Source organism: Streptomyces sp. NPDC022552 (assembly GCF_055561875.1).
In genome coordinates this window covers 323,537-346,721 of sequence record NZ_JBVHGJ010000003.1, presented here as the reverse complement: position 1 = coordinate 346,721, position 23,185 = coordinate 323,537, and the positions used below count along the sequence as shown (strand labels likewise).

24 protein-coding genes are annotated in these 23,185 nt (G+C 71.4%); 11 read left to right on the top strand and 13 right to left on the bottom strand.

All coding sequences use genetic code 11. From position 1 onward, the window contains the following. Positions 1-197 precede the first annotated feature (197 nt). Entirely contained in the window at positions 198-458 is a 261-nt protein-coding gene (locus ACZ3OF_RS11355) for a hypothetical protein (RefSeq protein ID WP_361668059.1), read from the top strand. A gap of 655 nt (positions 459-1,113) precedes the next feature. On the opposite strand, the gene ACZ3OF_RS11350 is transcribed toward ACZ3OF_RS11355, so the two are convergent. Next, positions 1,114-1,452, bottom strand: a complete 339-nt coding sequence (locus tag ACZ3OF_RS11350; RefSeq protein ID WP_467304175.1) for a hypothetical protein — start codon at positions 1,450-1,452, stop codon at positions 1,114-1,116. A gap of 397 nt (positions 1,453-1,849) precedes the next feature. Between ACZ3OF_RS11350 and ACZ3OF_RS11345 the strand changes: the two genes are divergently transcribed. Together ACZ3OF_RS11345 and ACZ3OF_RS11340 are read left to right on the top strand one after the other, a co-directional pair. Further along, complete coding sequence (locus ACZ3OF_RS11345; protein ID WP_361668064.1) at positions 1,850-2,362, top strand: hypothetical protein; 513 nt, start codon at positions 1,850-1,852, stop codon at positions 2,360-2,362. 290 nt (positions 2,363-2,652) lie between these two features. Then, on the top strand, positions 2,653-2,922 hold the full coding sequence (locus ACZ3OF_RS11340; RefSeq protein WP_361668066.1) for a chaplin: 270 nt from the start codon (positions 2,653-2,655) through the stop codon (positions 2,920-2,922). A gap of 92 nt (positions 2,923-3,014) precedes the next feature. Here ACZ3OF_RS11340 and ACZ3OF_RS11335 read toward each other — a convergent pair whose 3' ends face one another. Together ACZ3OF_RS11335 and ACZ3OF_RS11330 are read right to left on the bottom strand one after the other, a co-directional pair. Beyond that, positions 3,015-3,881 (bottom strand): tyrosinase family protein, encoded by an 867-nt coding sequence (locus tag ACZ3OF_RS11335; protein WP_361668068.1) that lies wholly within the window; start codon positions 3,879-3,881, stop codon positions 3,015-3,017. Then, positions 3,865-4,284, bottom strand: a complete 420-nt coding sequence (locus ACZ3OF_RS11330; RefSeq protein WP_361668071.1) for a tyrosinase family oxidase copper chaperone — start codon at positions 4,282-4,284, stop codon at positions 3,865-3,867. Before ACZ3OF_RS11330 ends, ACZ3OF_RS11335 begins: the two co-directional genes overlap by 17 nt. 150 nt (positions 4,285-4,434) lie before the next feature. Here ACZ3OF_RS11330 and ACZ3OF_RS11325 point away from each other — a divergent pair, with 150 nt between their 5' ends. From ACZ3OF_RS11325 to ACZ3OF_RS11315, 3 genes are read left to right on the top strand one after another with little or no spacing between them, the layout of a single operon-like run. Then, on the top strand, positions 4,435-4,938 hold the full coding sequence (locus tag ACZ3OF_RS11325; protein ID WP_361668073.1) for a DUF5949 family protein: 504 nt from the start codon (positions 4,435-4,437) through the stop codon (positions 4,936-4,938). Between the two features lie 29 nt (positions 4,939-4,967). Continuing rightward, entirely contained in the window at positions 4,968-5,612 is a 645-nt protein-coding gene (locus ACZ3OF_RS11320) for a vitamin K epoxide reductase family protein (protein WP_361668076.1), read from the top strand. Position 5,613: 1 nt separating this feature from the next. Next, positions 5,614-6,615 (top strand): glycoside hydrolase family 26 protein, encoded by a 1,002-nt coding sequence (locus ACZ3OF_RS11315; RefSeq protein ID WP_361668079.1) that lies wholly within the window; start codon positions 5,614-5,616, stop codon positions 6,613-6,615. A gap of 22 nt (positions 6,616-6,637) precedes the next feature. On the opposite strand, the gene trhA is transcribed toward ACZ3OF_RS11315, so the two are convergent. Further along, positions 6,638-7,309: a PAQR family membrane homeostasis protein TrhA gene (trhA, locus tag ACZ3OF_RS11310; protein ID WP_467304170.1), complete on the bottom strand. Its 672-nt coding sequence runs from the start codon at positions 7,307-7,309 to the stop codon at positions 6,638-6,640. A 195-nt stretch (positions 7,310-7,504) separates the two neighbouring features. Here trhA and ACZ3OF_RS11305 point away from each other — a divergent pair, with 195 nt between their 5' ends. Continuing rightward, a complete protein-coding gene (locus tag ACZ3OF_RS11305) occupies positions 7,505-9,331 on the top strand; it encodes a phosphoenolpyruvate carboxykinase (GTP) (RefSeq protein ID WP_467304168.1) in 1,827 nt (608 codons plus the stop codon). A 166-nt stretch (positions 9,332-9,497) separates the two neighbouring features. Here ACZ3OF_RS11305 and ACZ3OF_RS11300 read toward each other — a convergent pair whose 3' ends face one another. The 5 genes from ACZ3OF_RS11300 to ACZ3OF_RS11280 all read right to left on the bottom strand — a co-directional run bounded on the left by ACZ3OF_RS11300 (position 9,498) and on the right by ACZ3OF_RS11280 (position 14,922). Further along, entirely contained in the window at positions 9,498-10,403 is a 906-nt protein-coding gene (locus ACZ3OF_RS11300) for a poly-gamma-glutamate hydrolase family protein (protein ID WP_467304166.1), read from the bottom strand. A 71-nt stretch (positions 10,404-10,474) separates the two neighbouring features. Continuing rightward, positions 10,475-11,068 carry a hypothetical protein gene (locus ACZ3OF_RS11295; RefSeq protein WP_361668090.1) on the bottom strand — a complete coding sequence of 198 codons (594 nt, stop codon included), beginning with the start codon at positions 11,066-11,068 and terminating at the stop codon, positions 10,475-10,477. Further along, positions 11,055-12,629, bottom strand: a complete 1,575-nt coding sequence (locus ACZ3OF_RS11290; protein WP_467304163.1) for a substrate-binding domain-containing protein — start codon at positions 12,627-12,629, stop codon at positions 11,055-11,057. Before ACZ3OF_RS11290 ends, ACZ3OF_RS11295 begins: the two co-directional genes overlap by 14 nt. Continuing rightward, positions 12,626-13,807, bottom strand: coding sequence for a toxic anion resistance protein (locus ACZ3OF_RS11285; protein WP_467304162.1), 1,182 nt, complete (start codon positions 13,805-13,807; stop codon positions 12,626-12,628). Before ACZ3OF_RS11285 ends, ACZ3OF_RS11290 begins: the two co-directional genes overlap by 4 nt. After that, on the bottom strand, positions 13,804-14,922 hold the full coding sequence (locus ACZ3OF_RS11280; protein ID WP_467304160.1) for a hypothetical protein: 1,119 nt from the start codon (positions 14,920-14,922) through the stop codon (positions 13,804-13,806). Before ACZ3OF_RS11280 ends, ACZ3OF_RS11285 begins: the two co-directional genes overlap by 4 nt. A 112-nt stretch (positions 14,923-15,034) precedes the next feature. Between ACZ3OF_RS11280 and ACZ3OF_RS11275 the strand changes: the two genes are divergently transcribed. Next, a complete protein-coding gene (locus tag ACZ3OF_RS11275; protein ID WP_361668098.1) occupies positions 15,035-15,487 on the top strand; it encodes a hypothetical protein in 453 nt (150 codons plus the stop codon). A 66-nt stretch (positions 15,488-15,553) separates the two neighbouring features. Here ACZ3OF_RS11275 and ACZ3OF_RS11270 read toward each other — a convergent pair whose 3' ends face one another. Continuing rightward, positions 15,554-15,946, bottom strand: a complete 393-nt coding sequence (locus tag ACZ3OF_RS11270; RefSeq protein ID WP_467304158.1) for an SCO4983 family protein — start codon at positions 15,944-15,946, stop codon at positions 15,554-15,556. Between the two features lie 115 nt (positions 15,947-16,061). Next, positions 16,062-17,273 carry a pyridoxal phosphate-dependent aminotransferase gene (locus ACZ3OF_RS11265; RefSeq protein ID WP_361668102.1) on the bottom strand — a complete coding sequence of 404 codons (1,212 nt, stop codon included), beginning with the start codon at positions 17,271-17,273 and terminating at the stop codon, positions 16,062-16,064. A gap of 138 nt (positions 17,274-17,411) precedes the next feature. Here ACZ3OF_RS11265 and ACZ3OF_RS11260 point away from each other — a divergent pair, with 138 nt between their 5' ends. The 3 genes from ACZ3OF_RS11260 (at position 17,412) to ACZ3OF_RS11250 (ending at position 20,179) form a co-directional block, all read left to right on the top strand. Then, on the top strand, positions 17,412-17,870 hold the full coding sequence (locus ACZ3OF_RS11260; protein ID WP_361668104.1) for a hypothetical protein: 459 nt from the start codon (positions 17,412-17,414) through the stop codon (positions 17,868-17,870). Continuing rightward, positions 17,867-19,351, top strand: coding sequence for a polyprenol phosphomannose-dependent alpha 1,6 mannosyltransferase MptB (mptB, locus tag ACZ3OF_RS11255; protein WP_467304155.1), 1,485 nt, complete (start codon positions 17,867-17,869; stop codon positions 19,349-19,351). The genes ACZ3OF_RS11260 and mptB overlap by 4 nt, the downstream gene beginning before the upstream one ends. Positions 19,352-19,501: 150 nt before the next feature. Next, the gene (locus ACZ3OF_RS11250) at positions 19,502-20,179 is read left to right on the top strand and encodes a GAP family protein (protein WP_467304154.1); all 678 of its coding nucleotides are present in this window, start codon (positions 19,502-19,504) and stop codon (positions 20,177-20,179) included. 28 nt (positions 20,180-20,207) lie between these two features. Here ACZ3OF_RS11250 and ACZ3OF_RS11245 read toward each other — a convergent pair whose 3' ends face one another. Both ACZ3OF_RS11245 and ACZ3OF_RS11240 read right to left on the bottom strand, forming a co-directional pair. Next, on the bottom strand, positions 20,208-21,812 hold the full coding sequence (locus ACZ3OF_RS11245; protein WP_361668107.1) for an N-acyl-D-amino-acid deacylase family protein: 1,605 nt from the start codon (positions 21,810-21,812) through the stop codon (positions 20,208-20,210). A 14-nt stretch (positions 21,813-21,826) separates the two neighbouring features. Further along, positions 21,827-23,110, bottom strand: coding sequence for an amino acid deaminase (locus ACZ3OF_RS11240; protein ID WP_361668783.1), 1,284 nt, complete (start codon positions 23,108-23,110; stop codon positions 21,827-21,829). Between the last annotated feature and the right edge of the window lie 75 nt (positions 23,111-23,185).

Sequence of the window (23,185 nt, the reverse complement as noted above, 5' to 3'; positions counted from 1 at the left end):
GGCGTCCGGGTATCCGATCCGCAAATAGCACCGGGTCCAGTCATTCGAGTGCAGTGAGGAGAAAACCCTGCTCTCGGAGTTTCCGGCGAGCGTACCTCTCGTTACAGAAGGCAGAACGACGTACAGGAATCGCCCAAGAGGCCTGTACAGCAAGCGACTTGCTTGCACAGTGACGCCAAAGAGGAAGGATTCGATTCATGAAGCCCACCAAGGTCGCCGCGATCGTCGCCGGTTCTGTGATGGCTCTGGGTGCTGCCGCGCCCGCCATGGCCGGCGAGGCGATGATGCCCACCAGCCTGAACGGTGGTCTCGGGACGCTCGCCAGCGAGGGTCTGAAGACGGACGCGCTGAGCAGCACCACCGACGGCTCCGTGGTCAAGACCGTGGGGGACACCGCCAACCAGCTCAACAAGACGACCCAGAACGCCCCGCTGCTCGGCGGCCTCCCGGTCGGCTGACCAGCCCTCAGCAGGACTGCTCCACCCGCGCCGTCCCCCGGCGCGGCGGATCGCGTACGCGGTCCCGACCCTCCTGGATGGAACCTCGCTCCGCCTGGCCCGGGCGGACGCTCTCGCCAGGCGCATGCCGCTGCCCACAGTGATCGGCTGATCGAATGATTTTCAGATCGGCTGCCGTGTGGTCACGGCTTCCGCAGTGTGCCGCTCCCTAGGCTCTCGCCGACCCCTCACGGAAGGTCGGCCCATGGAGAGACCGAGGGCGGCAGCGCTCGACCTCGCGCCGCTGTCCGCGGCGCCGTTGCCTGGTGTCCCTGAGCCTGACGTTCCGTAACCAGTCCGTCAGTCACTGACGCACTGAGTGCGCGGACAGGCCGGTCGGAGCGAGGGGGGTCACCGCCGGTCTCTCCCTTCTCCAGAGGAAGATCGGTATGCGATCCATCATCAGCCGGAAGCTGATCACCGCGGTGGCGACGACGGGCATCCTGTCACTGACGGGAGGCCTCGCCCTGGCGGCGAACTCCCTGAGCGGTGACGGTGATTCGCCCGAGCCCGACCCGGGCCACCACCTGCAGATCCCCCTCCCCGAAGACCTGTGCGGCCATTCCGTCCACCTCGGCGACCTGTGCGCCCAGCCGGCCGAGGACGAGCCCGGCGGTTACGGGGATGACGACGGTCCGGGCACCGAGACCCCCACGCCGCCCACGAAGCCGCCGACGTCGCCGCCCACGAAGCCGCCGACGTCGCCTCCGACGACTCCGCCTACCAAGCCGCCGACGACTCCGCCTACCAAGCCTCCGACGACTCCGCCTACCAAGCCTCCGACGTCGCCTCCGACGAAGCCGCCGACGACTCCGCCTACCAAGCCGCCGACGTCGCCTCCGACGAAGCCGCCGACGACTCCGCCTACCAAGCCTCCGACGACTCCGCCTACCAAGCCTCCGACGTCGCCTCCGACGAAGCCGCCGACGACTCCTCCCACGAAGCCGCCGACCACTCCGCCCACCAAGCCGCCGACGACGTCGCCCAGCCACCCCGGTGGGCCCGGGGGGCCGGGGGAGTCGCACGGTCCCGACAAGCCCCACCTCCCCGACACCGGTGGTGACTCCATGACGATGGGCGCGGCGGCCGTCAGCGCCGCTCTGATCATCGGCGGTGCCGTCGTCTACCTCCGCGCCGGGCGCATCGTGGGCACCGGCCGCGCCGGACGGCGTGAGCGCCGGCACTGACGTCCCGTACTGACGACGCGTCAACCAAGACCCCCACCGTCACCGGTGGGGGTCTTCGACGTTGCTGCACTCAGGGGAATTTCGCGACGTTCCCTCCGCCGGGCTCGTTCTCATGGCGCAGCACCTCAGTACCGTCGACACTTGCTCTGAAGGGCCTACGCAGTCATGAATCTGCGCTCTCACGCCGGCATGGGAATCCTCATGACCGCTCTCGCCTCCGCGGCCATGGCCTCCCCCGCCGTCGCCGCCGACGCGCCGGTCGTCGTTCCGCTCCAGGGACTGGAGCCGGTGATCCCGATGGACGCCCCCACGGTCGCCAGCGGGGTGCCCCTGCCCGTGCCGGGAGGCCCCACCGGCTTCCAGGAGGGGCAGGCCGGCCTGTTGCCGGACGTCAGCCTGCCCCGGGTGCCGTTCACGAGCACGCTCCCGCAGACCGTCCTCGCGGCCCCGCTGCCCGAGGTCGTCGAGGGCAGCGAGCCCGGCAAGGCCCTCTTCACCACCCCGCGCTCGGAGATGGCGGCCGCCACCCCCGGCGCCACGGTCGGCAACCCGGTCGTCGCACCGCGCGGTGACCGGCTCGGGCTGCCGGACCTCGCGGTTCCGGAGGTCGGTGTCGTCGCTCCGATGCTGCGCGGAGCGCTGGACTCCCAGCTGGGTCTGGCGCAGCCGACGGCCTGACGGCGTTCTTTTGTACGACCAATGGCCCGGCGGGTGAAGACACGATTCTTCCCCGCCACCCGAGGGGTCGTTGCTCGTTACAACGGAAGGCTGGTCGCATGGCCGTGGCCCACAGATCCCGGGCTCGTCCCGTCGTATCCGACGGCGGGCGTACCCAGCGGGTCTGCGGGCCTTCCCTCACTTTCATTCCCGTCCGGCGTAAAGGCCGTGACCCGTACGTCATTTCGGCGTTGAACGGGAATGTCGGCCGTGATACTCGCGGTCGCCTTTCCACGTCCAAGGAGTTCTTGATGTCTCGCATCGCGAAGGCTGCCGCTGTTCTCGCCGGCACGGGTGCCGTTGCCCTCAGCGGAGCCGGCATGGCCGTCGCCGACTCGGGCGCCCACGGTGTCGCCGCCCACTCGCCCGGCGTCGGCTCGGGCAACGCCGTCCAGGTCCCGGTCCACGTGCCGGTCAACCTGTGCGGCAACACCGTCACGGTCATCGGCCTGATCAACCCGGCGTTCGGCAACCAGTGCGCGAACGTCGACGGTCACGGTGACGGCGGCTACGGAGGCTGACGCCCCCGCTCTCGTCCTCGAACGTCCCCCCGGCCCAGGCGGTCGGGGGGACGTTCTGTCATGCGGACCGGCGGATCGCGTGCAACCTCGGATCACGCGTACCGGTAGATCGTGCTGTGGTCGAGCATCTCGGCCGGGGTGACCTGCCAGGGCCCCATCTTCTCGTCGCGGGCCGCGATCCGGCGGTACTGCGACTCGCCCAGCTGCGGCGGGTGCGTGGGGAGATAGCCGGCCCGCGGGTTGCGCTGCTGCCAGCGCGACCAGAGGAGGTCCACGAAGGAGTGGTGGAGCCAGAACACCGGGTCGTTGACCGAGGCACCGCCGAGCATCAGACCGCCGACCCAGCGGTGGACGCGGTTGTGGATGCGGAACCGCGTGTTGCCCCGGCCCGGGGCCCAGCCCTCCAGCGCGTTGCGGAACCCCGACCCGCTCGTGGAGTTCCAGGGCTCGACGTCGTACACCGTCTCCCGCATCACCTCGTCGAGCTGCGCCTTCGTGGGCAGCGTGATCGGGTCCTGGGGGCGGCCGAAGTCCCTGGTCAGGAAGCGGCCTTCGGTCATGCCGTGCTTCACCGTCCACCGTCCGCCCGCGTAGGCGAAGGGGCCGGTCATCACCTGGAGGTCCTCGCGGCGCCCGTTGCCGCCCAGGAAGTCCTCGCTCCAGAGGGAGGCGGCCGGTGTGTTGTCCCGGGTCCAGTCCCAGTACGGCACGGTGACGGTCGGGTCGATCCGGCGCAGCGCCCGCTCGAACTCCAGCAGGAACTTGCGGTGCCAGGGCAGGAAGCTGGGCGTCATATGGGCCACGCGCAGGCGGTTGTCCCCGTCGGCGACGTAGTAGTCGATGTGTGTACGGACGAAGTCGTCGTACGTGCCGGCGCGCTTGAGCTCCAGGACGGCGGCGACGAACTTCTTCCGCTCGGCGCTCGTCAGATCGCGCTGGTTCTTACGTGTGTACGCCACGAGGGCTCCCTCCCTGGTGGACGCCGTGGGCGGCGGCGTAGCGGGTCAGCGGTTCGGACCCCAGTCCGTCCACGGCCGCGCGGGTGGCCGCCAGTGGTGTCGCGTGGGACTCGTAGTGGTCGATGGGGGTGAGAAAGCCGCCGTCGGCGCGGCGCATCAGATGGAGCGGCCGGCCGTCGACGAGGACCAGGGGCTCACCCGAAGGGCCGGCGAGGCTGCGGATGCGGCGCCCGCGGTACATCTCGTCGAAGGGCGCCCCGAACGGCTGCTCGGCGGTGTCGCCCGAGGCGCGGGGCAGGCCCTCGCGTGGTGTGGCGGCGATGCGGGCCAGGGCGCCGCCGGTGAAGGCGGCGACGGCCAGGGTGAAGAGGGACCGCAGTGCGGCACGGCGCGGGACGATCATGAGTGATCTCCAAGTGGTCGGAGAATGCCCTCAGGGCACAACGATGGAAACCCGACTTCGTTGCGAGGGAAATGCCAGCGGGTGGAATGTCGGCCGTTCGAGTGAATTCAGCGCGGGGAGGCGGCTGTTCGACCACTAGCATCCGGGTCCATGACTTCTCCCTCCGCCGTTTCCGCGGCGCGCAGCGACAATCCGCTGGGAACGCTCACCGTCGTTCCGTGGACCATCGGTCCCACCGACGACACCCCCGTCACTCCTTTTCTGATGGTGTATTCCCTCGGGGACGGCCGGGACGGCCCCGAGGCCGGTGAGGAAGCCATGAAGGCCGCCCTCGAAGGCATGGGTCTGCCGCTCGGGGACCGGGTCGTCGACGCCTCGCAGGAGCGCGCGACCGGCGCCCATCTGCTCGTCGAGGCCCAGCGGGCCGTGCTCACGCTGCCGTTCATGAAGGCGCAGTGCCCGGTGCCCGCGGAGTGGGAGGCGGCCGCCAAGGAGAACGGGCACGTCTATCTGATCTGCTCGGTGCGCCCCTGGCCCGACGCCGTGCCCGGCGAGGCGGTCACGGAGGAGCGGCTGAAGAGCTTCGTCACCGACGACCAGGTCGTCGGCGCCGCGGCGCACGTCCTGCTGCCGGTGCGGCGCCTGCAGGGCTGAGCGGAGAGCGACGGAGAGGGGGTGGCGGCATGGCGACGGTGAACGTACGCGGCGGGGTCCCGGGCCAGCGGCAGGAGGAGTCCCCGGAGAGCGCGGGGGCGGTCGGCGCGAGCCGGGCCCTCGGCCTGCTGCTCGTGATCACCGGGGCGGCCGGGGTGCTGGCCGGCTGGGTCATCACGATCGACAAGTTCAAGCTCCTGGAGGATCCGAACTTCCAGCCGGGCTGCAGCCTCAACCCGGTCGTGTCCTGCGGCAACATCATGAAGAGCGAGCAGGCGACGGTGTTCGGCTTCCCGAACCCGATGCTCGGTCTCGTGACGTACGGGATGGTCGTCGCGATCGGCGCCGGGCTGCTCGCGGGGGCCCGCTACCGTGGCTGGTTCTGGCTCGGACTCAACGCCGGGATGCTCTTCGGCGTCGGGTTCTGCACCTGGCTGATGCAGCAGTCGCTGTACGAGATCAACGCGCTCTGTCTGTGGTGCTGCCTGGCCTGGACCGCCACGCTCGTCATGTTCTGGTACGTGACCTCGCACAACGTCCGTACGGGCGTCCTGCCGGCGCCCGCCGCCGTGAAGGGGTTCTTCGAGGACTTCACCTTCGCGCTGCCGGTGCTGCACGTCGGGATCATCGGGATGCTGATCCTGACCCGGTGGTGGGACTTCTGGACCAGCTGACGTGACCCTTCCCTCCTGGCCGCGGGCCGCACTGACGGTGCTGCTCGCGGCCGTTCTCGCGCTCGTCCTGCTGCCCGCCGCCCGGCTCGCGCCCGGGGACCGCGCGGCCGCTCCCGTACCGGAGCGGCCGGACGTGCCGTCCGGGTTCTTCACCGGTTCCGACGCGGCCGGGGTGCTGCGGATCGCCGAGGTGCAGCGCTGGCTCGGCGGGACCTCGCTGACCGTCGGGCACACCTATCTGCCGGGCGACCACTGGTCGAACATCGAGGGGCATCCCGCGCTCTTCGAGCCGTGGGCGCGGTGGAAGGAGGAGCGGCCCGGGCGGCTCTTCGTCCTGAACGTGCCGCTGCTCGACCGCAGCGAGGAGGGGCTGCCCGACGAGGAGGTCCGGGCGGGTCTCAGGAGCGGCGCGGGGGGCGCGTACGACGCGCACTTCCGCGCCCTGGGGGAGCGGCTCGTGGCGCACCGGCTCCCCGACGCCGTCCTCGTTCTGGGCTGGGAGATGAACGGCACCACCTACAGCCATCGCTGCGGGCCGGACCCCGAGGCCTGGAAGGCGTACTGGCAGCGGGTCGTGGGCGTGCTGCGGGACGTGCCGGGGCAGCGGTTCCGGTTCGACTTCACCGCGAGCCGGGGGCGGGACGCCGTCGAGTGGCCGCGGTGCTACCCGGGCGACGCGTACGTCGACATCATCGGGCTCGACGCGTACGACCAGCCCGAGGGGGTCGGGTTCGAGGAGCAGGTGACCGAGGACTTCGGGCTCGCGCACCATGTGCGGTTCGCGGCGGAGCACGGCAAGCCCGTCTCGTACCCGGAGTGGGGGCTCTTCCGCAACGGGGACAATCCGGCCTACGTACGGGGGATGCTCGACTGGTTCGCGCGGCACCGGCCGGTGTACCAGACGTTCACGGACTACTGCCCGCACGGGGTGTACGGGTGCGCGGACAATCCGGAGTCGGGCCAGGTCGTCAGGGGTGCGCTCGGCGTGCCGGACGCACCCTGAGGGTGTCGGCGATCCGGTCGGCTCAGGCGTTGTAGGCGACCAGCGAGATGCCGATGTAGTGGACGATGAAGGCCGCGAGGGTCAATGAGTGGAAGACCTCGTGGAAGCCGAACCAGCGGGGTGACGGGTTCGGGCGCTTCATGCCGTAGATGACCCCGCCCGCGCTGTAGAGCAGCCCGCCGACGATCACCAGGACGAGGACGGCGACGCCGCCGGCCCGCATGAAGTCGGGCAGGAAGAAGACCGCCGCCCAGCCCATCGCGATGTAGCAGGGCGTGTACAGCCAGCGAGGGGCACCGACCCAGAAGACCCGGAAGGCGATGCCCGCCGCCGCGGCGATCCAGACCGCCCACATGAGCGGGCGCCCGGTCGAGTCGGGCAGGAGCAGCAGGGTCAGTGGGGTGTAGGTGCCCGCGATGATCAGGAAGATGTTGGCGTGATCCAGGCGCCGCAGGATCGCCTCGCCGCGCGGTCCCCAGGTGCCCCGGTGGTAGAGCGCGCTGATGCCGAAGAGCAGGCAGGCCGTGACGACGTACACGCCACAGGCGATCCGGGCGCGGGGCGAGTGGGAGAGGGCGACCAGGATCACCCCCGCGATGATCACGGCGGGGAACATCCCGGCGTGCAGCCAGCCTCTGAGCCGCGGCTTCACGAACTGCTCGATCTCGTTCACCGAGGGCATGGCTGAAGTCATGAGACGAATGCTACCTACGCACCCGTAGGTCCCGAACGGGAGTGGCGATGCTCACGTGGGCGGCCCTCTGGACATATGGGCACTTGCGTCGGATGATCAAATGAGTGTGGTCGGCACCGGATGAGCAGCTACGACGCATCCGGGTCGCAGCCCCCACGGGGCAGACATCTAAAAACCCCTCATCAAGGAGCAATCGTGGCGCGCGAGAACGCGGCTCCCACCACCGCCGTCCCCACCCAGCACCAGGAACTGGTCGCCTGGGTGAACGAGATCGCCGAGATCACGCAGCCGGACAGCATCGTCTGGTGCGACGGATCCGAGGCCGAGTACGAGCGCCTGTGCGAGGAGCTCGTCGCCAAGGGCACGTTCAAGAAGCTCGACCCCACGCTGCGCCCGAACTCCTACTACGCCGCCTCCGACCCGTCCGACGTCGCGCGCGTCGAGGACCGGACCTTCATCTGCTCCGAGAAGGAGGAGGACGCGGGCCCGACCAACCACTGGAAGGCCCCCGCGGAGATGAAGGAGATCTTCGCCGGTGAGGAGGGCATCTTCCGCGGCTCCATGAAGGGCCGCACCATGTACGTCGTGCCCTTCTGCATGGGCCCGGTCGGCTCCCCGCTCTCCGCCATCGGCGTCGAGATCACCGACTCCGCGTACGTCGCCGCCTCCATGCGCACCATGACCCGCATGGGACAGGCCGTCCTCGACGAGCTCGGCACCGACGGCTTCTTCGTGAAGGCCGTCCACACCCTGGGCGCTCCCCTGGCCGAGGGCCAGGAGGACGTGCCGTGGCCCTGCAACTCCACCAAGTACATCTCGCACTTCCCCGAGACCCGCGAGATCTGGTCGTACGGCTCCGGCTACGGCGGCAACGCCCTGCTCGGCAAGAAGTGCTACGCGCTGCGCATCGCCTCCGTCATGGCGCGTGACGAGGGCTGGCTCGCCGAGCACATGCTGGTCCTGAAGCTCACCCCGCCGCAGGGCGAGGCGAAGTACGTCGCCGCCGCCTTCCCGTCCGCCTGTGGCAAGACCAACCTCGCCATGCTGGAGCCCACGATCTCCGGCTGGACGGTCGAGACCATCGGCGACGACATCGCCTGGATGCGTTTCGGCGAGGACGGCCGCCTCTACGCGATCAACCCCGAGGCCGGCTTCTTCGGCGTCGCGCCCGGCACCGGTGAGCACACCAACGCCAACGCCATGAAGACCCTCTGGGGCAACTCCGTCTTCACCAACGTCGCGCTCACCGACGACGGCGACGTCTGGTGGGAGGGCATGACCGAGGAACTGCCCAAGCACCTCACCGACTGGAAGGGCAACGACTGGACGCCGGAGTCCGAGACCCCGGCCGCCCACCCGAACGCCCGCTTCACCGTCCCGGCCGGTCAGTGCCCGACCATCGCCCCGGAGTGGGAGGACCCGAAGGGCGTGCCGATCTCGGCGATCCTCTTCGGCGGCCGCCGCGCCTCCGCCGTGCCGCTGGTCACCGAGTCCTTCACCTGGCAGCACGGTGTCTTCCTCGGCGCGAACGTCGCCTCCGAGAAGACCGCCGCCGCCGAGGGCAAGGTCGGCGAGCTGCGCCGCGACCCGTTCGCCATGCTGCCGTTCTGCGGCTACAACATGGGCGACTACATGGCGCACTGGATCAAGGTCGGAGCCGACGCGGACGCCGCGAAGCTCCCGAAGATCTACTACGTCAACTGGTTCCGCAAGAACGAGGCCGGCAAGTTCGTCTGGCCCGGCTTCGGCGAGAACAGCCGCGTCCTGAAGTGGATCGTGGAGCGCCTGGAGGGCAAGGCCGAGGGCGTCGAGACCCCGATCGGCATCCTCCCGACCGCCGACGCGCTCGACACCGAGGGCCTGGACCTGCCGGCGGAGGACCTGGAGTTCCTGCTCAAGGTCGACCGCGACGTCTGGCGCGAGGAGGCCGCCCTGGTCCCCGAGCACCTCAACACCTTCGGCGACCACACGCCGAAGGAGCTGTGGGACGAGTACCGCGCGCTGGTCGAGCGCCTGGGCTGAGCCCGTACCCCTGAGGTACCACTCTGAGGTACCACCGAAGACTCGTGGCGAGTCGCCCCGAACACCGCCCTGACCAGTGGGGTCACGAACGGCTCGCTGCGACGCACACCGGCCCCCGGAGCCCCCTCACGGCTCCGGGGGCCGGTGCATGTCCGCGGGGGGCGCCTCAGAGCAGCGGCTGACCGGCCTCGACCGTCGCGATCGCCCGGCGGCACGCGTCACGGAGCCTCACGAAGTCGCCGTTCCAGCTGCTCGCCCGGCCGCCCCGGCTGTCCGGGTCGTCGAAGAGGCTCTTGCGCAGCTCGGTGGTGAGCTCCAGCTGCGCGCCCATGCCGAGCATGGTCCGGTTGCAGGGGTTCGCGGCGTGGTCGCCGTTGTACTCCGTGAGCAGCGTGGCCCAGGCGGGTGCGAGGGAGTCGATCGCCGGGAAGCCGGCCGCGTTCAGCTCCGTCACCAGTGCCGTACGGAAGGCCTGGTTGCGGCCGCCGACGACCGCCATCCGGCGGTCGCCGGCCGGGGGGTACGTGCCGGTGGGCAGCTTCAGCTGGTCGAACGTGCAGCCGTGCAGGCTGAGTACGTTGAGATGGCCCGCCGCCGTCGCCAGGGCCACATGGTCGTCGCAGTTCTTCGAGGTGACGTGGAGGTCCTTGTTGCCGGCGGAGAGCAGGCCCTCGAACATCCAGTAGTCGTGCGTGGTCGGCAGGACCGGGGCGCCCGCGGCGTCGCCCGGGCTGTAGCCGGCGATGCCCAGGCAGAGTTCGCTGGTGCCGATCTCGATGCCACCGCCGTGCAGCGCGAGGATCGCGGTGCGCCGGAACGGGGCGACGGTGGTCATCGAGGTGTCGAACTGCTCGTGGCGCCGGAACCGGCGGCTGAAGGTGGTGCCCTCCTGGCCGGCCAGCTCACGGTAGAGCGCGGTGTTCGAGGGGTACTCGAGCTCCACCGCGTTCGCCGGGGTGGCGGTGGCCAGTTGGGCGAGCAGCGGGGAGCCCGCCGTCGCCGCCGCGGCCAGGGCCGTGAGGACCGTGCGGCGGGAGGCAGAAATCGGTGCGGAAGCATGATCCGGGGTCATGGCCGGAACATAACCGATCGTGACGGTGGGATGTGGATCTTTCCCCGGCCATGCCACGGAGAGGTGTCAGGTCAGGACTTTCCGCGTTCCTCCAGATAGCGCGTGTGCGTCTGCTGCCGGATCGCCTCCGCGTCCTGAAGGGCGGCGGCGATGGCCGAGGCCTCCTCGTGGAGCGCGGCCAGCTGGCGTTCCAGATGGGACTCGGGGGCCTCGGAACCCGGCGTGACCCGGTGCCACCAGCGGGTCCGTACGAACGTGTCCACCGCCTCCGGGATGTCCTGGCGCACCGCGCGCGCCAGGACGTGCAGGTGCTCCGGGTCGCTGACCCAGCCCGGCGCGAGGAGCGCCTCGACCAGCTCGTCCAGCTCGGTGAGACGGTCGGCCGCCGCCGACGGCAGCTCGACCTCGGTGAGGTACTCCCGCAGGGTCGCGAAGTCCGTCCGCAGGGCGTCGAGCTGCTCGGCCGCGTCCGGGAACGCCGGGGCGGGCGGCCGCTCGGGCGGGGCGATCAGCGCGCCGGCGGCGTACAGGCCGACGACGACCAGCGGCCACAGGGAGCCGGCCGCACCGGTGAGGGAGAGGGCGAGCCCCACGATGCCGCAGGCGCTGCCGGTGAGGTTCTTGCGGGACTCCAGGAACCGCAGGACCGGATTACTGGTAGCCACGGATCTCCTCGAAAGCTCCGTCCAGCGAGCCCTTGTTCGCGTCGAAGAGCCGGCCGCCGGTGAGGGTCGCGATGTGGTCGAGTTCGGCGCGGTCGGAGTCCCCGAAGAGGATCGGGAAGACCGGCGTCCGCTGCTGGGCGGGCGACTGGCTCTTGAAGAAGGCGTCGAACGCGCCGGCCGGGTCGCCGTCGGTGTTCTCGCCGTCCGTCATCAGCACGATCGACGTGAACGTGTCGTCGGCGGTGTCGCTGCCGAGCTGGGAGTACGCCTCCTTGAGGCTGGAGTAGATCGCCGTGCCGCCCGAGGCGGTGAGCCCGCTCGCCTGCGCGCGCATGGCCTCGATGGCCTTGTCCGGGGCGGCCGGGTCGACCGTGTACGTACGGACCTCGTTCCGCTTCACCGAGGAGCCGAAGGGCATCAGGGTGACCGTCTCGCGGTCCCGGAAGTCCCCGGTCAGCTCGGCGAGCGCCGACCTCAGCCGGGGGAGCCGGTCGCCCGCCATCGAGCCCGAGGTGTCGAGGACGTAGACCGTGCGCGAAGGGCGGCGGAGCTTGTTCTCGTACGCGTCGAGGAGGCCGTCGGCGACGGCGCGGCTGCCGGGGAAGGGCAGTTCGCGGCGCTGGTCGGCGGTGAGCGGCTCGGCGAGCTCCACGCCTGGGACCACCGGGCGGCGCAGGGTCCGATTGGTGATCATCCGCTGGGCGGCCGGGGTGCGCAGATGCGCGGTGAGGCTCGCGGCCGCCTGTTTCGCGTCGGCGCTCGCGGAGGTGAGGAGGGTGAAGGGGTAGTCGGCGGTGACCACACCGTCGGCGGGACGGACGACCGTGAGCTTCTCGGGCCCATTGAGCAGCACCGACTCGTAGTTGATCAGCGCGTCCACGTCGGTACGGCGGGACCAGGCGGTCGCCAGCCACCCCGAGGAGCCGGAGGTCAGCTTCTGGCCGCCGAAGAACTCCTTGAGCTTCGGCGTGGCCGCGGCGACGTCCTTCTCGGTGAGCGCGGACTGGGCGCCGGAGAGACCGGAGGCGATGGAGACCAGGGCGGAGAACCCCGAGTTGGACCGGGCCGGGTCCGTCATCCCGTACCCGAGCTTCTTCTCGGCGACGGCCTGGTGGATCTGCGACCAGGTGACCTTCGCCGGGTCCCAGCCGAGGCGGGTCACGGCCGCCGGGCGGATGCCGAGGGCCACCGGCGAGGTCATGACCGGCGTCTCGCCGGTGATCTTCTTCGCGGTGTCGGGGCGCAGCCGCAGATAGTCGTTGGAGGAGAGCCAGACCGCGTCGTACGCCTTCTCGGCGGCACCGGACGCGATCTGCTCGACGGCGTCGAGCGTGCCGACGTAGGTCGGCTCGACGGTGACCCCGGTCGCCTTCCGGGCCTCTTCGAGGACCGGCTCCATGTCGGCCAGCTCGGAGGAGGCGAGGACGCGCAGCGTACGGGGGGAGGCGGCGCCGTCGTCACCCGTGCCGCCGGCGTCCGTGCCGTCGGCGGTGCAGGCGGCCACCGTCAGGGTGGCCAGAAGGGCGACGGCGGCCGTCACACGGCGGCGGAGGGATCTCATGCGAGGCCGCCTTCCAGGGCGCTCGTGCGGCGGGTACGGTCCAGATACGAGCCGGCCGACCGGAGTTCGGCGGTCAGGGACTCGACCGTCGCCGCCATGGACTCGGTCGCCTGGACCTTGTACGTGTCGATCGCGTCGAGCGTCCGGTAGATCTGCTGGAACGCCGTGCGCAGCGTCTCCGCGCCCACCGCCGGGTCCGCCGCGATGCGCTGGATCTCACCGCTCTGCGTCGCCAGCATCTCCGCGTTCCCGCGGATCAGGTCCTCGGTCGTCGAGCGGAGCACATCGACCTGCTCGGCCACCTTGCGCTGGTTCTCCAGCGCGGAGGAGAGCATGACCGCGATCCGCAGCGCCGAGACCGTGGTCGTCGCCGCCCGTTCGACGCCCTTGATCAGCTCGTCGTTGTTGCGCCGGACCACGTCCATCGCCAGATACCCCTGGGCGCATACGGCCAGCTGGGTCAGCAGGTCCTGGTGCTTCTGGCGGACCGGGAAGAGCACGTCCGAGCGGAGCGCGTCCGCCGCTACCGGGTCCGGGGTGAGGGCGATGCGCTCCTCGACGGCCCCGTCGAGGGCCTCGGTGAGCACCGCGTACTCCTGGAGCTTGCCCATGGTCTCCCAGAGCCGGGCCCGCTCGGTCTGCAACGCCGCGTTGTCGCGGCGCAGCTCGTCCTGGCCGCCGCGCAGCGCGCCCACGATCTTGGTCAACGTCCCTTGGGACGAGGCGTACTTGGCGACGTGGTCGCGCAGCTTGTTGCCGCCCGGCAGCTTGGACAGGAACCGGCGCGCCCCCTTCCCGGGGGTGTCACGCGGGTCGAGGTCCTCGACGGTGCGGCGCAGCTCGACGAGCGAGGCACCGACCCGGGACCGGGCGTCCCCGCCGCCCTCGCCGAGCGAACGGACCGTCCGGTCGAGCATGCGGTTCGACTGGGCGGCCGCACTGCGCATCTCGCCCGCCCCGAGCGCCGCGATCTCCCCGATACGGCCCGCGAACTCGGGCGAACGGGTGTCGAGCCCGGCGAGCGAGCCGACGTACTCGACCGCGCGCCGGCTCATCTCCGTGACGACGGACTCGTCCAGCGGGACCAGGCCGGAGGCCTGCTCGGTACGGACCGGGGGCACCGGCTCGGGCGGGGTGAGGATCAGTTGCGCGGTGGCAGGGTCGTTGGGCGTGGTCATGCGGAGTCCCCCTGGTTGCGGGCCCGCTGTGCCATCTCGTGCAGCACCTCGCTGGTGGGCACGGGCGCCTGGCGGACCCCGGTCAGTGTCTGGTTGAGGCGGTCCTTGAGGCCCGCGGTCGCGGCCGTGAACTCGGCGGCCGCGCCCTGCGGGCGGAAGCCGTGACGTACCGCGAGCTTGCGCAACTCCGGGTCGGAGGTCAGGAGTTCGCCGACGGCCCGGCCGTTCTCGGTGAGCGGTACGAGCGTGTGGTCGCTGATCACCGTGGTGTCCGGGTAGAGCACCACGAGATCGCCCATCTGCTGCTTGGCCATGAGCGGGGAGGCCACCTGGGACTCGTACACGAGCACCAGCGGATTGCCGACGCCGCTGACGAAGTCCCGGAAGGGTGCGTCGGAGCTCGACTGCTGGGCGCCCTGGACCCCGATCAGCTTCCGCAGCAGCGGCGCCGTGCGGTCCACGGCCGCCTTGTCGCCGGCGACCTTGCCGCCGTCGGCGACATAGCCGGCCGCGGCGAGGTAGAGGGCGCCGGAGTTGGAGGCGATGGGGTCGGTCGAGGTGATGAAGACCGTGCCGCTCAGCTCGGGGTGGCCGCTCGCTCCCTTGAGCTGCTGCCAGGTCCTGTCCGCCTTCGCGGCCTTCAGATAGGGGTCCATGAGCAGGGTGCCCGTCTGGCCCCCGGAGCCCAGCTGCACCAGACCGTTGTCGGCGAGGACCTCGGCGGCGGCGCGATGGGCGACGACGACCAGCGGCGAGTAGAAGGGCCGCAGCGCGGCGCCCTTCACGTTCTCCTTGGACCGCAGCTCGTCGGCGGGCGCCTTGGAGGACGGGAACGCGAAGTCGTGGCCCTTGAGGGGCAGCTCCTCCATGTCCCAGGACCCTGAGGTCTCCGTCCGTACGGTGAAGCCCTTGTCGGCCAGGGCCTTCACGACCTTCGGGTCGGCGAAGAACTCCGCCTTCTCCGACCCGATCACTCCTCGCACAGTCTTCGTTGCCGTGCCCTTGTCCTTGTCGCCGCCCGCCACGAGGACGGCGGCCACGCCGCCCAGGAGCAGGACGGCAAGGACGATTCCCAGGATGCGTCTCACGAGGGCAGGTTGCTCACGGAAGCCCACATTCCAGGGGGAGTTGGGTGGACGGGGGGTGAAGTGGTGATCCCGGTACAGAACCGGAGTGCGGGGGGGGCGGGTGTGGGGGAGAACGGGCCCGCGCAGGCCCGCGTGTACCGTGATCGCACTCTGGGGAGGGGGTGGCGAGGTGCCGCGGTGGGCGATCGTTCTGCTGGTCGTGGTGGGCTCGGTGGTGGTGCTGGCGCCCGTCGGCCTGCTGGTCGGGTTCGTGTACGTCTACGGGGAGAACCACGAGGACATGCGGTTCCCGTCGGACGACGTGACGGTGGCCCGGTGTGCGGTGGACCCCGTGTCGCAGCGGCCGGTCGCGGAGTTGACGGTCACCAGCCAGGCGGCCGGCAAGGGTACGTACACCGTGATGCTCGACTTCCAGGACCGGGAGGGCCGGTTCGTCGAGACGCGCTACCCGGCCGTCGAGGACCTGTCGCCGGGCGCGACGGACCGGGCCGTCGTCGTGGGATTCCGGCCGATCGAGGGCGGCGAGCCGAGGTGTGTCGTGAGGGAGGCGCGGTTCGAAGCGACGGAGCCCAAGGAGACGGCCTCGCCGTAACGGGGCCGCGTCGCGGGGGAGGTGGCACCCGGGCCGCGCGCCTCCCCGGCACGCGGCCCGGGGCCGTCAGGGGGCGCTGACCAGCTCGGACGAGGCCAGCGCCGCGGTGTGCGCGTCCATGCGCTCGGCGGCGAGGATCGCGGCGGCCGTGTCGGCCCGGGAGGCGGCGACGACCAGGGCGCGGCCCGCGAGGGCGTGGGCGCGCCGGTGGAGCGACGGCGTGTTCGAGCCGCTCAGGCCCGCGTGCCGGGCCGGCGGCGCGCCGCGCAGCCGCGCGACCTGCCGGGCGATGAGGTCACCGGCCTCCGTGTCGCCCAGCTCGTCCGTGACGGCGAGGAGGGCGGCGAGGTGTCCGGCGAGCTGGATGTCCAGCTCCTCCTCGCGGGAGCGGTGCGGGTACGCGTCCTGGTCGTCGTCGGCCATCCGGTGGACCGACTTCGTGCGGATCGGTTCGTACATGGGACGGCCTCCTGAGGTATCTCTGGATCCATCCTAGCTTGGATTCAATCTAAAGTTGAGTGCGGTCCGAGAGTGAGGCCCTGGGCAGCACCCGCCGCACCCGAGGCGTGGCAGGTCAGTGCTGGCTGTATCCGTCCAGGAAGGTGCCGATCCGGGTCACCGCGTCCGCCAGGTCGCCGGCGTTCGGCAGCGTCACGATCCGGAAGTGGTCCGGCTCGTGCCAGTTGAAGCCGGTCCCGTGGACCACCATGATCTTCTCGGCCCGCAGCAGGTCGAGGACCATCTTGCGGTCGTCCTTGACCTTGTAGACGCTCGGGTCGAGCCGCGGGAAGAGGTACAGCGCGCCCTTCGGCTTCACACAGGTCACGCCCGGGATCTGCGTCAGCAGGTCGTACGCCACGTCACGCTGCTCCAGGAGCCGCCCGCCCGGCAGCACCAGGTCCTCGATCGACTGCCGGCCCTGCAGGGCGGCGGCCACCGCGTGCTGCGCCGGCATGTTGGCGCACAGCCGCATGTTGGCGAGGATCGTGAGGCCCTCGATGTACGAGGTGGCGTGGGCCTTGGGGCCGCAGACCGCGAGCCAGCCGGAGCGGAAGCCGGCCACCCGGTAGTTCTTGCTCATCCCGTTGAACGTCAGGACGAGGAGATCGGGGGCGATCGCGGCGGTGGGGGTGTGTGTGGTGCCGTCGTAGAGGATCTTGTCGTAGATCTCGTCCGAGCAGACGACCAGGTTGTGGCGGCGGGCGATCTCCGTGAGGGAGCGCAGCATCTCGTCGTCGTAGACGGCGCCCGTGGGGTTGTTCGGGTTGATGATCACGATCGCCTTGGTGCGGTCGGTGATCTTCCGCTCGATGTCGGCGAGGTCCGGCATCCAGTCCGCCTGCTCGTCGCAGCGGTAGTGCACGGCCGTACCGCCGGCCAGGGAGACCGAGGCGGTCCACAGCGGATAGTCCGGGGCGGGGACGAGCACCTCGTCGCCGTCGTCGAGCAGCGCCTGCATCGACATCTGGATCAGCTCGGAGACACCGTTGCCGAGGTAGATGTCCTCGACGGAGAGCGGGATGCCCTTGGTCTCGTAGTGGCTCATCACCGCGCGGCGGGCGGACAGCAGGCCCTTCGCGTCGCCGTAACCGTGTGCGTCGGCGAGGTTGCGCAGCACGTCCTCGAGGATCGCCGGCGGGCACTCGAACCCGAAGGCGGCCGGGTTTCCGGTGTTGAGCTTGAGGATGCGATGACCCGCGGCCTCAAGCCGCATCGCCTCTTCGAGCACCGGACCCCGGATTTCGTAACAGACGTTGGCGAGCTTCGTGGACTGGATCACCTGCATGTCGAGAGCTTACGGCGGTGCGGCGCGGGACGCCTCGTGTTTTGGGACACGTCGGGCAGAACGGAGGGCCGTCTGGGCGGGGCAGGGGGGTGACCTCGCGCGCCGGCGCGCGGCGCCCGCTCCGTAGAATGCGCGGCCATGAGCCACCAGGACGACCTCGCCGCCGCCCCCCGGAGCCGCCGCCGTCATGCCACGAAGCGGCGGGCCCGGGGCGGGCGCCGCCTGCTGGCGGGTGCCGGTGTCGTCGGCCTCGGGCTGCTGGCCGCCGTCCTCTCCGGAGCGTTCCGGCCGGGGCAGACCGGCGGGGCGCCGGCGGGGGACGACGGGCGGCCGGGAATGCCGTCGCTGATCCAGGCCGATCCCTCGGGCGACGACGGGTCGGGTACGAGCGGCACGTCGGCGCCGTCCTCGACCTCCGCGCCCCGGTCCGCGTCCGCCTCCCCGTCGACGTCCGTGCAGGCGAACGCCTCCGCCACGGCGACCACGCGTCCCACCGCGACGGACGACGCGTCCTCGGACGGCTCGGTCGACGGTGCCACGAGCGACAGGCCCGGGAAGTCGGGATCGGCCCCCGGGCAGTCGAAGCGGCCGAAGTGAGGCAGGACGCCGTGGCGTGGTGGAGCCGTGCGGGGAGTGTCACCGGTTGCCGGTGGCTGGGGGCGTTCGGCGCGCTCGCCGTCACCGTGGGCGGCTATGCGGCCGGCACGCTCCCGGCGCGTGAGCCGTGGGGGGTGTGGACGGCCCGGGGGTCCGTACCGGCCGTGGCCGGCGCCCTCCTCGCGTACCTCGGCCTGACGCTGCTCGTCGTGGCCTGGTGGCGGTACGGGGTCCTGCTGGCCCGTGGCCTACGGGACGCCAGGGAGCGGGTCCTCTCCACGCTCACGTGGTGGACCGCGCCGCTGGTGCTCGCGCCACCGCTGTACAGCGCCGACGTCTACAGCTACATCGCGCAGGGCGCCATGGTCCTGGAGGGGTACGACGTGTACGGGGCGGGGCCGTCGGTCCTCGGCCCCGGCGACCTCGGGGCGGACGCGGCGGCGAGCGTCGGCGGGAACTGGACGGACACCCCGGCGCCGTACGGACCCGTCTTCCTCGTCCTCGCCCGGGCGGTCGTCCAGCTGACCGGCGGCGAGATCGTGCCGGCCGTGCTCGGCATGCGACTGATCGCCCTCGGCGCGCTCGCGCTCATCGTCTGGGCCGTTCGGGGGCTGGGGGGCGGCGGCGGTGCGCTCTGGCTGGCCGCGCTCAACCCGCTGCTCCTCATCCACGTCGCCGGCGGGATGCACAACGACGGCCTGATGATCGGGCTCATGCTCGGCGGGGTGCTGCTGGCGCAGCGGGGGCGGTGGGTGCTCGGCTGCGTACTCGTCGGACTCGCCATGATGATCAAGTCGCCGGCGGCGGTCGCGTTGCTCTTCGTCGGGGTGATGATCGCGCGGCGCGACGGTGGCGTACGGGGCGTGGCGAAGGGGCTCGTACTGCCGGGGCTCGTGGCGGGCGCGGTCGCCGTGGGCGCGACGGTGGCGGCCGGGACCGGGTTCGGCTGGCTGCGCACGCAGAGCGTCGCCGGGGCGATCCACACCGCGCTGTCGCTGACCAGCGACGTGGGGCTGGGCCTCGGGCTGCTCCTGGCGGACGACCCCGATCCGGTGAAGGGCGTGGTCCAGAAGCTCGGGCTGCTGGCGGCCGTGGCGATCATCCTGACGCTGGCATGGCGGGCGTGGAAGGGGCGGATCGATCCGGTGCCCGGGCTCGGGCTGTCGCTGGTGGCCCTTGTGGCGCTCTCGCCGATGGTGCAGCCCTGGTACCTGCTGTGGGGCGTCGTCGTGGTGGCCGCGACGCCGGCCTGGCGTACCCGGGTGGGACAGGTGCTCGCCGTCGTGTCGGCGGCGCTCGCTTACGAGACCGCGCCCTCCGGGGCCACGCCGTGGTACGGCTTCGTGGCGGCGGGCGTGGTGCTCGCCCTGGGACTCGTGTGGGCGCGGCGGGAATCGTGGGCAGGGCCCGCCGAAGGGATCGCGCCGTCGGTCCCGGCGCGTCGGACGGCGCAGGACGACCAGGCCGCCAAGCCGTCGTAGACGGCGCGCGGGAGGCCGCCGGCGGCGCGGGGGGCACCAGGCTGTGACCCGTTCGGACGGCGCGGGGACGGGCGCTCGACGGGTGGCCGCTCGATAGCGTTCCCGGCGGGGCACCTCGGAGCGGCCGACGTGCGGGAGGGAGGCCGTACCGTGCTGCTTCAGGCGATCGGGGCCCTGCTGCCCGCCGCACTCGCCGTCGCGCTCAGCCCCTTCCCGCTGATCGCCGTCGTACTGATCCTGACCGGCCGGCACGGACGCCGCAACGGCACGCTGTTCGCCTTCGGCTGGGTCGCCGGACTCGCGGTCGTCGCCACCGTGGTCGTGGTGCTGTTCGGCGCGGCCGACGAACCCGACAGCACCTCCTCCTCGGTCGCGGACTGGGGCCGGGTGGTCGCCGGAGCCGCAATGATCGCCCTCGGGGTGCGCAAGTGGTGGCTGCGGCCGAGGGCGGGTGACGATGTCGAGGAGCCGCGATGGATGGCACGGCTGGACGGCGTGACGGCAGGGCGGTCATTGCTTCTAGGCGCGCTTCTGTCGGGCGCCAACCCCAAGAACTTCGTCCTGACGGCGTCGGCCGCCACGGCGGTCGTCGAAGCGGGCCCCCACGAGGTCGATCTCGTGGTGGCCGTCGCCGTCTTCGTGCTCCTCGGTTCCTGCTCCGTCCTCGGGGCCGTCGCCGTCGAGCTCGTCGGCGGCCGGCGAGCGGGGGCGCTCCTGGACGGTGTTCGGAGGTTCATGGTCGCCAACAGCACCGTGATCATGGTGATCGTGCTGCTCCTCCTGGGCGCCGACGTGCTCGGCGACGGGCTCACCGGAATCGGCCGGTGACGCGGCCGCGCACCGGACACCCGTCACGTCACGGCTGCCTCCTGACGGCCCGGCCGGCCAGGACATCGGTCCGCCTGCCGTCCTCGATCACGAACTCTCCGCCGATCAGCACGTGCGGTATGCCCACCGGGAGGGTGCGGGGGGCCGCGTACGTCGAGCCGGCCGCGACCGTTGCCGGGTCGAAGAGGACCAGGTCCGCCACGTAGCCCTCGCGGACCAGGCCGCGGTCCGGGAGGCGGAGCCGGGCTGCCGGGCGGGACGTCAGGTGCGCCACGCACTCCTCCAGCGACAGGACGCCCTCGTCCCGCGCGTACTTCCCGAGGTACTCCGGGAACGTCCCGTACGCCCGCGGGTGCGGCTTGAGGCCCTGGAGGATGCCGTCCGAACCGCCCGTGTGGACCCGGTGGCGCATGATCGTGCGGACGTTCTCCTCGTGCCCGACGTGCTGGAGGATCGTCGAGCCGAGCCGGTCCTCGATCAGCAGACGGCGGGCCGTCACCCACGGCGCCTCGCCGCGCATCTCGGCGGATCGGGCGATCGTCCTGCCCACGCAGTGCGCCAGAGCCGGGTCGCTCACCCCGGAGATCTCGATCGTGTCCCACTCGATCGGCACCCCGTGGCAGCCGTCCGAGCCGAGCTCCTCCAGGTGGTGGCGGATGCGTTCCGAGGTCTCCGCGTCCCGGAGCCGCGCCAGGACCGCCTCCGGGCCGCCCTCGCTCGCCCAGCTCGGCAGCATCGCCACGAGAGTCGTGCAGCCGGGCGTGTACGGGTACGTGTCGAGAGTGATGTCGGAGCCCCGCTCCAGCGCCTCGTCGAGGAGAGCCAGGAGGTCCTGCGCCCTGCCCTTGTTCACGCCGAAGTTCATCGTCGCGTGCGCCAGGTGCAGCGCGCAGCCCGCGTCCCGGGTGAGGGCGACCATCTCCTCGTACGCCTGGAGCGCACCGGCGCCGTACGAGCGGTGGTGCGGGCAGTAGTAGCCGCCGTACGCCGCCACGACCTTGCACAGTTCCGTGAGTTCGGAATCGGGCGCGTACATGCCGGGGGTGTAGGTCAGGCCCGAGGACATGCCCACCGCGCCCTGCTCCATGCCCTCCGCGACGAGCTGCCGCATCCGGTCCGTCTCGGCCTCGGTCGCCGGGCGGTCGTCCCAGCCGACCGCGTACATGCGTACCGTCCCCTGGGGGATCAGATACGCCGCGTTCACCGCGATCCCGCGGTCGAGACGGTCCAGGTACTCGCCGACCGTGCGCCAGTCGAAGTCGATGTCGGAGCCGTCGCCGTTCCAGCCCGTGATCGACCGGCGGACCTCCGCGAGCGTGCGGTCGTCGACCGGGGCGTACGACAGCCCGTCCTGGCCCAGGACTTCGAGGGTCACGCCCTGCGCGGCCTTCGCGGTGTGCTCCGGGTCGCGGAGCAGCGCGAGGTCGCTGTGGGCGTGCATGTCGATGAAGCCGGGGGACAGGGCGAGGCCCTCGGCGTCCAGGACGCGCCGGGCGGTGGGGCGCTGGCAGCCCGCCGCCGCGGCCTCCTTGACGATGGCGGCGATCCGGCCGCCGTCGACGGCGACGTCGGCGCGGTACGAGTCCCCGCCCGAGCCGTCGATGACGTCCACGTCGCGGATGACCAGGTCCATGGTGGCCGGCTCCTCTAGAAGAAGGTACGGATGTAGTCGACGACCGTGCCGTCCGCCTCGACCAGCGGGATCAGCTGCCACTTGTCGAAGGACGTACAGGGATGGGACAGGCCCATGCCCAGCCAGTCGCCCACCTCGATCTCGGCGCCCGGTTCCGTCCGTACCCAGCCGTGCTGGTCGGACAGGCCGGTGACCGCGATGCCGTCGGCGGGGCGGACCGCGCCCGTGCGGGCGTCGCGGACGACCTGCGCCTCGGGGAGGTGGAGGTCGTACGCGGCGTCGCGCTTGCCCGCGTTGGTGAACGCCTGCTCGGGCGTCGGGCGGGAGACGACCTGCGCCCAGAGCCGGAACGCGGGCTGGAGCGCGCCCTCGTCGGGGACCCGGTTGAACGGGGTGAGCTCGCGGTAGTGGCCGGAGTCGTGCGAGACGTAGGCGCCCGATCGGAGCAACTTCAGTACCGGGAGGGAGAGTCCGGGGATCTCCGCGAAGACGTCGGCGACCGCGTCGAACCAGGCGCTGCCGCCCGCGCTGATCACGATCTCCTCGATCTCCGGGGAGAAGCGGCCGGCCTTGTCGAACTCCACGGCGATGGCGGTCAGTCGGCGCAGCCAGGCGTGGACGCGGTCGGTGTCCGCCCGCGGGACCTCGCCCTCGTAGCCCGCCACGCCGACCAGGCGCAGGGTCGTGGTCGTGGCGACGGCGTCGGCGACGGCGGTGCAGTCGGCCTCCGTACGGGCTCCGGTACGGGCTCCCTCGCCGCCGCCGAGCTCGACGACGACGTCCACGGGCCGGCGGGCGCCCGCCTCGGTGAGCGCCTCGTCCATCAGCTCCACGCCGCGCACGGAGTCGACGTAACAGACGAAGCGGAAGTCGGGGTCCGTGTCGAGCTCGGAGGCCAGCCAGCGGAGGGCGGGGGCGTCGACGAGTTCGTTGGCGAGGAAGATCCGTGCGATGCCGTGGGCGCGGTAGACGCGGGCCTGGTGCGGGACGGCGGCGGTGATGCCCCAGGCGCCGTGCTCCAGCTGGCGGTCGAAGAGCTGCGGAGCCATCGAGGTCTTGCCGTGCGGGGCGAAGGCGAGGCCGTGGCGTTCGGCGTACGTCTCCAGGAGGCGGAGGTTGTGCTCGACGGACTCGGCGGAGAGGGCGAGGACGGGGGTGGTGAAGCCGCCCGTGAAGAGGTTGCGGCGCTGGGCGGCCAGCTCGCCGACGGTCATGCCTTCGGCGTCCGGGGGCAGGGCCTTGAAGCGGTGGTCGACACGCTCGTTGGCCAGCTGAGGGGTGGGCCGGTCGGCGGGCATGGAGTCCTCCTCGTCGAGGTGTTGCACGATGTGCAACGGTCATTGCGCATATCGCTTGAGGCTGTCTAACATCCG